Source organism: Aminobacter ciceronei, assembly GCF_014138625.1.
Classification (GTDB): Bacteria; Pseudomonadota; Alphaproteobacteria; order Rhizobiales; family Rhizobiaceae; genus Aminobacter; species Aminobacter ciceronei.
Window position 1 is genome coordinate 150,154 of record NZ_JACJHY010000015.1, and the last position, 6,921, is coordinate 157,074.

General features: G+C 58.6%; 8 protein-coding genes. All 8 read left to right on the forward strand.

All coding sequences use genetic code 11. The annotated features are described in order from the left end of the window. The first annotated feature begins 1 nt into the window (after position 1). The gene (locus HNQ95_RS16820) at positions 2–706 is read left to right on the forward strand and encodes a type IV secretion system protein (RefSeq protein WP_182574563.1); all 705 of its coding nucleotides are present in this window, start codon (positions 2–4) and stop codon (positions 704–706) included. Beyond that, positions 696–920, forward strand: a complete 225-nt coding sequence (locus HNQ95_RS33685; protein ID WP_376769258.1) for a hypothetical protein — start codon at positions 696–698, stop codon at positions 918–920. The genes HNQ95_RS16820 and HNQ95_RS33685 overlap by 11 nt, the downstream gene beginning before the upstream one ends. Positions 921–935: 15 nt before the next feature. Further along, positions 936–1,967, forward strand: coding sequence for a TrbL/VirB6 family protein (locus HNQ95_RS16830; protein WP_182574562.1), 1,032 nt, complete (start codon positions 936–938; stop codon positions 1,965–1,967). Positions 1,968–2,005: 38 nt separating this feature from the next. Beyond that, positions 2,006–2,698 carry a VirB8 family type IV secretion system protein gene (locus HNQ95_RS16835; protein ID WP_182574561.1) on the forward strand — a complete coding sequence of 231 codons (693 nt, stop codon included), beginning with the start codon at positions 2,006–2,008 and terminating at the stop codon, positions 2,696–2,698. Continuing rightward, positions 2,695–3,504 carry a TrbG/VirB9 family P-type conjugative transfer protein gene (locus HNQ95_RS16840; RefSeq protein WP_182574560.1) on the forward strand — a complete coding sequence of 270 codons (810 nt, stop codon included), beginning with the start codon at positions 2,695–2,697 and terminating at the stop codon, positions 3,502–3,504. Before HNQ95_RS16835 ends, HNQ95_RS16840 begins: the two co-directional genes overlap by 4 nt. After that, a complete protein-coding gene (gene virB10 / locus HNQ95_RS16845) occupies positions 3,504–4,730 on the forward strand; it encodes a type IV secretion system protein VirB10 (RefSeq protein WP_182574559.1) in 1,227 nt (408 codons plus the stop codon). Before HNQ95_RS16840 ends, virB10 begins: the two co-directional genes overlap by 1 nt. Next, on the forward strand, positions 4,711–5,727 hold the full coding sequence (gene virB11, locus HNQ95_RS16850) for a P-type DNA transfer ATPase VirB11 (protein ID WP_182574558.1): 1,017 nt from the start codon (positions 4,711–4,713) through the stop codon (positions 5,725–5,727). Before virB10 ends, virB11 begins: the two co-directional genes overlap by 20 nt. After that, positions 5,724–6,921 (forward strand): type IV secretory system conjugative DNA transfer family protein (locus HNQ95_RS16855; protein ID WP_182585814.1); only part of this gene is annotated, 1,198 nt, incomplete at its 3' end. The genes virB11 and HNQ95_RS16855, both read left to right, overlap by 4 nt.

Sequence of the window (6,921 nt, forward strand, 5' to 3'; positions counted from 1 at the left end):
CATGAAGCGCTCTATTCTCACTGCGTGCTCGGCTCTCTTTGCTTCCGCGGCATGGGCATCAGGCGTGCCGGTCATCGACGGCGCCAATCTCAAGGTGGCCAAGGAAACGGCCATGACCACCGACAAGATCCTGAACACGAACAAAGACATCCTGTCGACTGTCGAAGACACGTTGAAGGCCGTCACCGGCGATCGCGGCAGTGATGCCAACCAGATGCAGAATCTGGCTGTTGGCAACGGTTTCAGCGTGTCCTCTATGCCGTCCTTCGACAGCATCATGTCAGGCGGTGTGCCAAACTTCGGTGGCATGGGTGGCGACATCAGCAAGATCGCTACCACCTTCATCAATGGTCTGCAGCTCGTAAAAAGCCTTTCTGGCAAGTCAAACAGCGGCTTTTCCAGCGACAAGTCCTATGAAGAGCTGATGAACACGGTCCTTGGCGTCTCGGCCCTTGTGACCGGATCGCAGCAGGCCGTGACAACGCGCCGGAGCGCCCTTGAGCAAGCGGGACAGAGCATCGGCCAGGCTCAGGACATCAAGGGGTCGATCGATCAAAACACCCAATTGCAAGTCCAGGCCGGCCTCACCATCAACGAGCTGATCGGCGTGATGAATGGTGCTGTCGGCTCCCTGCAGGCCGATAACCAGCGCCGGCTCACCGACATTTCCAACTCGAAGAAGGCATTGACCTACGGTGGCAACTAAGCCTGCTCACATAGTCAAGGCCTTGTTCGTGGTCGTGATCGCGGCCGGCGTTGCCGGCTGCGGTACGGTCAAAGAGAAAACGGCCCCCTGCAAGCGACCCGCAAATCTGACGTCCTACGCTGCCGATCCTCGCCAGGAATGCGGCCCGATGTCGTACGTCAACGGTGACCCGGCCACGGCCATGGCGGCGATAAAGGCGATGGCAACTCAGTAAGGGCGATCGGCGGCAATGGAAGATTTCTTAGGCGACCTCCTCGACCGGATTGAAGACACAGGCAGAACCTTCTCGGAAAGGGCATATGGGATTGTCGGCAGCGAAATCACGCCGCTGCTCAATGTCCTTTTCCTGGCCTATGTCGCCTATTACGGCCTGCAACTCTTCATGGGAACGTCCAGGATCAGCGTTGCCGAAGTGATCGGCCGTGTTGCCCGGATGGTGGTCATTTTACTGATCGTCAGAGAATGGAGCAATTTCGATACGCTGTTTTACAGCTGGCTGAACAACACGCCAGAGGATGTCGGGCGGGCGATCCTGACGGCCACGGGAACCGGCATAACCGAACCGACTAACGGTCTGTCGATGATCTGGAAGACCGCCAATGAAGCGGCGGCGGCGTTTGCGGAACAGTCGGGCTACTTCGCCATTCTGCCGTCGATGATCGGCTTTCTCATCATGCTTAGCGTGGCAGTGTTTATCGCCGTCGCGCTGGCGATCCTGTTGCTGGCGAAGGTGATGATGTGGGTGCTGATCGGAACGGCCCCGATCTTCATAGCCTGCATGCTGTTCGAGCAGACGCGACGCCTCGGCGTGTCGTGGTTCCAACAGGTTCTTCTCTACGCGCTGATACCGCTGTTCATCTATGTGGTTGCCGCCTTCCTCATCGCCGCCATGGACCCCGAACTAACCAAGGTGACGAATGCAGCGAACCAACGCCGGTTGCAGCTCAGCGACGTGTCGGCTTTCCTGCTGCTGTGTTGCGCAGGGGCGTTCGTTCTTTTCCATATCCAGGTGTTGGCGCAAAGCATTGTCGGCGGCGTCTCAGCGGGCATCGGCAACGTCGCCAGAGCTGTCGCGCAATACTCCGGCATGACGGCTCCAACGAAGGCACTCGACGTTACGCGCGGTGCGGCAGGGGTGGTCGGCAATGCCGGTATGCGCGCACGCGATCGTATCCATTCCGGCATGATTGCCAACATTCGCACGGCCAATGAGCGCACTGCCATGCAGGACAGAATCTCCAACAACAGCATGCCTCGCTGAGGCGGCTCGCTGGCAGGCAAAGTAAGGGCTGGATCAATATGGCAGACAACGAAGGTGCGATGAGGAGCTATTTTCAGGACGGCGATCGATGGGAAAACGAGATCGTCAAGAAGGCGAAGCGCTCCCGGTCGCTTGCATGGTTCGTGGCGCTGCTTTTCGGCGCGATCACATTGCTGGCGCTCGCAGCCCTCGTTCTCTTGGTCCCGCTGAAAAGCTTCGAGCCATATATCGTCGAGGTCGACAAGAACACCGGCTATATCGAGGTCAAGACAGGCCTGACCAAGCCGTTGACCCTGACAGAGACGCAAGCCATCACGCAAGCCAACGTGGTGCGCTATATCCGCCACCGCGAGGGCTATGACCCTTTCGCCATCGAAGAAACTTTCGGCGTTGCCGCTCTTCTATCGACCGGGGATGCGGCACGCGAGTTGGCAGAGCAGTACAGCGCAGCCAACCCGAACAATCCGACCAAAGCCTACGGCAAAAACAAGCGCGTGCTGGTCGACGTCAAGTCCGTGACGTTCTCGAATGCCAGCACAGCACTGGTCCGGTTCTCGACAACGGAAAAGACCGACACGGATTCGATCGTCCGGCACTACATTTCGGTTGTGCGCTACCGGTATACGGAGACGCCGGAAACGAATGAATGGCGGTTTGAAAACCCCCTCGGATTCCAAGTCTACAACTACCGCCGCGACCAGGAAACGGTCACGCCGGGGGATGAGGGATGATGAAACGCCTGCTGTTTTCGACGGCGTTTTCCGTCGCCGTCCTCACTCACGCCCATGGTGCGCAAACGCCTCGTCCGGGCAACCTCGACGGGCGCGTTACCAGTGTCGTCTATCAGCCGAACAACGTGGTCACGGTCAATGCCACCTATGGCATTTCGACCATGATCATTTTCGACGAAGACGAGAAATTCGAAACGATCTCGCTCGGCGACACGGAAAGCTGGCAGGTTGCGCCTTCCGAGAAGGGCAACATCCTGTTCGTCAAACCGGTCGCCAAGAACGTCACCACCAATATGAACGTGGTGACGACGAAACGAATCTATTTCATCGAACTGCACGACTATGCGCCAGAGGCAGGCCACAAGGTCTTCGGCGTGCGCTTCGTCTATCCGGAGAAGGATCTGAACGCCGCCTTGCGCAAGGAGGCGGAATATAGGGCGGCAAACCCCAACGTTTCGAACATCGACAAGGCCAACGTCAACATTGACTACTCATTTTCGGGCGACGCGACCCTGAAACCGTCGATGGTCTTCGATGACGGCAAGAAGACCTTCTTCAAATTCAACGGCCGCGTGCCGGCGATCTTTGCCGTTCAATCGGATTTTTCCGAGACGCTGCGCAATTTCCGCAAGGAGGGCGAATATCTCATCGTCGATGGCGTCGCCACTCAATACACGCTGCGCGACGGCGATCGGTGGACGTGCATTTTCAACCTTCGAAAGCCCGACTTCGGGACCCCAGACCCCGACATCCTCGGCCCGGCTCCCGATCGCCAGGCTAAGAAGCGCTGGAGGAGCGGTAACTGATGAAGCAATCTCCAGAACTAGAGGCCATGCTTGCCGGCGACGATACGGCCATCGCCAACAAGAATGCCAAACGCAATCAGCTGCTCGGCGGTGCTGCGCTGCTAGTCGGTGGCGTTGTCGCCGCCTATTTCGTCCTCTCGCCCGCCAAGGAAACCTCTCATGACATCACCCAGGGCGACGAGGAGTTTCGGACCACAACGTTCCGTCCCCCGTCATTCGTGCGCGAGCAGGATAAGCCGGAGCCGCAACCCGACCCGGCGATCATCAATATTCCGCCACCGCCCGAACCGGTTGAACCAAAGGTCGACACGACGGGATTCAACGTACCACCGCCGCCTCCCCCGGTTGCTGAGCCGGCCGTCGCGCCACCCACCGCGAACGAACCGCCACCAGAAGAATTTCCGCAACGCTACAAATCAGGGCTGATCTCGCTTGACCAGGCCAAGGCTGAGGACGGCGCCGGCGGGCTCGGCGGCGCCAATGGCAGCGGCCCTACAGTCGCTGGCGAAGACCGCAACAGCAAGTACCTTGCTGCCGCATCGAGCCTGGCCGACCGTGGTGCAAAAGCCACCCAACTCAAGCGCATTGATGCTTTGATCCCGGAAGGCACTCTCATTCCCGGCATCCTGGAAACGGCGATCAACAGCGACTTACCGGGGCAGATTCGGGCGATCACGTCTCAGGATGTTTATTCGTTCGATGGCCGCCGTATCCTCATCCCGACGGGAACGCGACTGATCGGTGAGTATCAGTCCGATGTGACCAGGGGACAAAAACGCATCTTCGTCATCTGGACGCGGCTTATCCGTGACGATGGCGTGAGTGTCCGCCTGAACTCGATCGGAAGCGACAGTCTCGGCCGTTCCGGTCTCACCGGTCATGTCGACAACAAATGGCGCGAACGTTTCGGGTCGGCCATCGTCCTTTCCATCGTCGGCGCCGGCGCCAGCTACCTGACCGGCTTCGGAAGCGACCAAGCGTCCGGCAAAAACAACGACGATGCCAAACGCGGCGAGGAGCTGGCGCGCGACACGATCGCTCAAACCTTCAGCGACATGGCCAACCAGGCTTTAAGCGAAAATCTCCGCATCCCCCCGACGATCAGCGTCGCCCAAGGCGAGCGCATCTTTGTTTATGTCCGACAGGATCTCGATTTCAGCGCCATGTACGACGATCCCGTCATCGAAGCGATGAAGGAAATTCAACGTGAACGTCGCCATAGGTAGAGTCCCGAACCCTTATCACTTTCTTGATCGCGCGCTGGCTCCGCTGAAACCATTCCTGGAAGACCCGAGCGTCGTCGAAATTTCGATCAACAAGCCGGGCCACGTCTATGTCGAACGTCTCGGCTCCGATCATATGGAGTACCACGAGATTCATGAGCTGACTGCCGCCGAAATCCAGAACATCGGTGAGCGCGTCGCCGGCGCGACAAGTCAGTTTATCAGCTGCTCCAAGCCCATTCTCAGCGCCGCGCTGCCGACAGGCGAACGCATTCAGGTCGTCCTGCCGCCGGCCGCTCCTGAAGGCGGCTCAATCTCGATCCGCAAGCAGGTGGTCAACAACTTCACGCTCGAGGAGTATCGCGACAGCGGCTCGCTAGACAGAGTATCGGTCGCCGTCGGCGGCCTAAGTGACATCGATCGCGACTTGATTGCCCATCTGCGCACCGGCCGAATCTATGACTTCATCCATACGGCCATCACGAAACGGGTATCGATCCTGATCAGCGGCGGCACTTCCTCCGGCAAAACGACGTTTCTCAACGCATGCTTGAAAAGCATCGATGCCCATGAGCGCATTCTGACGTTGGAAGATACACGCGAACTGTTCCCGCCCCAGGCCAACAAGGTGCACCTCGTCGCCTCAAAGGGCGATCAGGGCACTGCTGACGTGACGATTCAAAGCCTGCTCGAAGCATCGCTTCGCATGCGTCCCGACCGCCTGTTTGTCGGCGAAATCCGCGGCGCCGAAGCTTTCTCGTTCCTCCGCGCAATCAACACCGGCCACCCCGGCAGCATGTCTACTGTCCATGCCGACACGCCGATGGGTGCCTACGAGCAACTGGCAATGATGATGCAACAGGCTGGCATGTCGTCAGGTTATTCCAAGGCCGATCTGATGTCCTACATTCAGATGGTCATCCCGATCGTCATCCAGCTCCGCCGCGACGGCGGCAAGCGCGGCGTGTCGGAAATCTTCTTTGCCCGGGATGAATCATGAGCCAGGGCTATAAGGCCTTCTACCTGCTCTTCTGCACCGGAATCGTCTTTGCAGTCTGGATTCTCGGCTATGGCCTCGCCCTCCAGATTTTTTTCCGTGATGGCCGCATTCTCGAAGCGACGATCACCACCAATCCATTCGCCCCCTTGCAACAATTCTGGCTCTACAAGAGCAACACCACATTGCAGATGGTCGCGATCGGGGCGCTCGTCCCGGCCCTCCTCGCCGGCGGCTTCGTCGCTTACATCGGCCTTCAGCCGCAAGGCAGCCCACTCGGTGACGCGGCCTTTCAGGACATCACCTCTCTGCGCCGCGGCAAGTGGTTTCGCAAAGCCGGCCATGTCTTCGGTCGCGTCGGCCACAAAATCCTGCGCACCAAGGATGATCGTCACCATCTGATCATCGGGCCGACAAGATCGGGCAAAGGCGCAGGCTATGTCATTCCGAATGCGTTGCTGCATGAGGGGTCGATGATTGTTACCGACCTCAAGGGAGAGGTTTTCAAGGCGACGGCCGGCTATCGCCGGCGCAACGGCAGCCAGGTCTTCCTTTTCGCGCCAGGCGCGGAGCGGACGAACCGCTACAACCCTCTCGACTTCATTCGCCAGGAACGCGGAAATCGCACGACCGATATCCAGAACACGGCGAGTATTCTCGTTCCCGAAAACACCGAATCCGAAAACTCGGTGTGGCAGGCGACCGCTCAACAGGTCATGGCGGGCGCTATCAGCTATGTGCTGGAAAGCCCGTTTTATAACGGCCGGCGCAATCTCGGTGAGGTCAACTCGTTCTTCAACAGCGGCGTCGACCTGCAGGCGTTGATGAAATTCATCAAGGCAAAAGAGCCGTACCTGTCCAAATTCACGTTGGAAAGCTTCAACGCCTACCTAGCCCTTTCCGAGCGCGCGGCCGCTTCAGCCTTGCTCGATATTCAGAAGGCGATGCGGCCATTCAAGAACGAGCGTGTCGTCGCCGCGACGAACGTCACCGACATGGGTCTCCGTGCGATGAAGCGTCGGCCGATCTCCGTCTACCTCGCGCCCAACATCACGGATATCACGCTGCTCAAGCCGCTCCTGACGCTGTTCGTGCAACAGATAATGGACATTCTTACCCTTGAGCACGATCCGAACTCGCTGCCGGTCTACTTCCTGCTCGACGAGTTTCGGCAGTTGAAGAAGATGGACGAGATCA